This is a genomic window from Myroides odoratus, from assembly GCF_001549985.1.
GTDB classification, from domain to species: Bacteria; Bacteroidota; Bacteroidia; order Flavobacteriales; family Flavobacteriaceae; genus Flavobacterium; species Flavobacterium odoratum_A.
In genome coordinates, this window is record NZ_LROZ01000039.1 from 1 (window position 1) to 3,354 (window position 3,354).

Annotated in this window: 1 protein-coding gene; it reads right to left on the reverse strand. The window is 37.2% G+C overall.

Annotated features, from left to right (window positions below; translation table 11 throughout):
- Positions 1-123: 123 nt before the first annotated feature.
- The coding region (locus AWV75_RS18110) for a fibrobacter succinogenes major paralogous domain-containing protein (protein ID WP_231738200.1) at positions 124-3,354 on the reverse strand (3,231 nt) is incomplete at its 5' end.

Below are 3,354 nucleotides of genomic sequence, written 5' to 3' on the forward strand. Positions count from 1 at the left end.
TCATCAGAACTAAAAACACAACTACAATGTATTGGTATATCTTTTTCATTTCTTATTTTCTTTCAAAATATTTTTTTTAAATACTTGTTGGGGAGAAAATTCCCCAACAAGATAAATATTAATTTAATCAAATTCAGACACACATCTTACCGAAAAACCATATCCACGTTTTGTAGCATAAGTTGTATAAACTCTACCAGAAGTAAAGTTTAGATAGTGTGACAGTGTATTACCATTAACCGTACTGCTCCAGTAAAATCCTTCCATAACTTTAAAAGACTCCGCAGTATCATATGTACGACCACCACCAGCAGGCAAGAACAAACTACTACCTACTTTGTAACCATTTCCTGTCCACGTCCATTTATTAGCAGTAGGTAAAGAAGGATCTCCATTATAAGGCACTCCATAGCCATAACCACCTTTAAAAATCGATGACCACACTTCTTGAGTAGGTACTTTCCACCCTGTAGGACATGGATCATTAGCCGCCTTAGGCATATTTGCGTTCTGTGTACCATTACCCCAACGTGAATTTTCACCACTTCCACTACGCCAATCATAAGGTTCAGCCCATGTTGTAAAGAAACTTTTATTGTTTGGTAGATTCGTCAAAGCCATTGCACTAACATAAGTACTGTTTCGCATTTGATGACCATCACTCTTACGTCCCCATTGATAAAGCCAACCAAGTGTACCACCAGAACCATCACTGTTACCTACTATATAAGTTAATGGATCTTTAGTTTGATCAGCTCCCAAATTATGACACATGAAATTAATCCATTTACCCGTAGTAGTCTTAGCTCCACAAGCTAAACAATCCATAAAACTCAAATTCAGTTCTAACTTTTTATCCCCACTACCATCATTGTAGATAACATACAATTTAGCTTTCAGTGCTTGTTCACGAGTAAGACCTTTTAATATATTATCCAAATTAGGGTTATAATTTACCGTTACCTTACATGGGGTAGTAATACCATTTCCTGAATAGCTACCATTAGCATTGACACTCTGAATAATTCCTCCTGAAAGAGGATCAAAATAATCAAATCGTACATTATTTACCGTTCCGCTTGGTATAAAAGTATAGACCTGAACACCAGTATAAGGTCCATTTGTATTATCCTGAGGAGTTCGACTGCTAAAAACAGTTTTTTGATCAGCACGGTTAGTGAGAGTTCCGCACCCATTGATGCCATTATTTCCCTGTGCTATATCAAAAACAGTTTTTCCTATGATAGTACCAGTTCCTACAGGTAGTGTTTCTGGATCTAAAGTAACATTTATTGTAACCTGCGATGAATTAGCAGGAATTAAACATCCTATACCTCCGCTAGTAACCTGACACCAATACTTATAAGTACCTGGTAATGTTAAAGTCCTACTTAATGTAGATAGATTATTTGTAGAACCTATAGGATTAGAAGTATCACCAACGTTTCCTTGATACCATTTATAGCTTAAAGGTCCTGTTCCTGTAGCTGTAACTCCAATAATTACAGTTTTATTCACTTTTGTGTTTATAGTTTGAGAAGGAGTTATATTAGTAATCTTTACTTCTACACATTCTGATATTACGGTTACAACATGATCTATAGGACTTCCTGTTGCATCTCCACAAGCATTTTTTGCTATACAACTTACTGTAACATTTTCATCAACAGGAAAGGTTATATTAACCGAAGATGTTCCTTGACCATTGGTAATTTGTGCGCTACCTGTCACTGACCAAGTATATTGAGCTGATTGGGGAAAATCAAGGCTTACAGCAAAAGTTTTGTTTTCACCCTTATTAACAGATGCTGGATTACTTACCCATGAAAGAGTAGCGTAATCAGAAGCTAAAATTTCTATACCACCCGATTCAATACTGCTGCACCCACCATTTACAGCCATCACTGTATAGTTACCCACAGTGCTTATGGTTATAGAGGAAGTTGTTTGCCCTACTATTTCAACACCATCTTTGAACCAAATAAATGATGTAGCTGTAGGAGAATTATTTGCTGTTAATACCGTCTGTCCTCCACACAACGCATTATTTGTACTCGTTATAATAAAAGGAACATTTGGAGCTGTTTCTGCATTAATGGTAGCTTCTACCAATGCTTCAGTAGCACACCCCTCTCCTGTAACACGAACTCGCAAAACAAACTGATCTGAAGACGGCACAGGAACAATAGCACTTATACCATTTGCCACTACATCATTGTTAATATACCATGTATATTGTGCACTGGAATCAGGATTAGTTACCTGTAGATACATAGATCCTCCTTTACACAAGCTTAAAGCTGATCCCGTTACAGAAATATTATTAACTTTAATTTGAGGAATGTCCAAAGCTACACCTTCTGTATTCTCTGTAACTTCAACTTCTTTGGATGGTAACGAACTACATGAACCATCCTCTACAACTACAAACCAAACACCTTTATCTGCTTGAATTTTTCGTCCAGTTTTTGATGTTTTCACTCCATTTTTATACCAAACAATAGTACCTGTTGTAACTGAATTTACAATCAAATCCACAGTTCCACCTGCTGAACAAGCTACTCCATTATTACCAATTACAATAAAACTAGCAGTAGAAGGGGCAATTGTAGTAGATCGTGTTACTGTAACCGCATTTCCGGCTAAAATATTACAGCCTACATTGCCCATAAAAACATCATAAACACCAGTCTGAGTAACAGTTATACTCGATACTCCACGCGCTACCTCCACTCCATTACGAGTCCAAATCAACTGATCTAAATCAGGAGTATTAGAAGGAACTGATAGAAAAGCTGCCCCACCTGCACAAAAAGAAACATTCTTATTACCACTTATTGATGGGGCTTTACCTAAACCTTCGTCACAAGGTTGACCTTGTTGTGTAAACAAAAAGTCTTTGTAAAGACCAGTACATGAACTTGTTACACGAACAATCACTGCACGTACATTAACCGAATTATTAGGTAAAAAAGATAAACGAAAAGATCCCGCAGTTTCATCTTTCTCTGAAATAGACGCATAGTCACCTCCACCTACTACAACAATAGAAAAAGGTCCGCCCAAACAATCAGGATCTGTAACAGTAAATTCATTATCGCAACCTGTACCATCGGCTGCTACAGCTGTACATGGTGCTGGACCTATTTCCATAGAACTAGAACCAGATGCTCCGATTGATTTCCAAGAACCATTAGCAACACTGGTACCATTTTCATTGTCTGTATTTTGGAAATAATAAAACCCTGGCTTAACTGATACTACTTTTCCAGATTTTGATACATCTGCCATGGTGTATCCCGAACCAGTATTGTAAACCATCATACCGTTAAAAGCGGTTGGAAACGTAATACC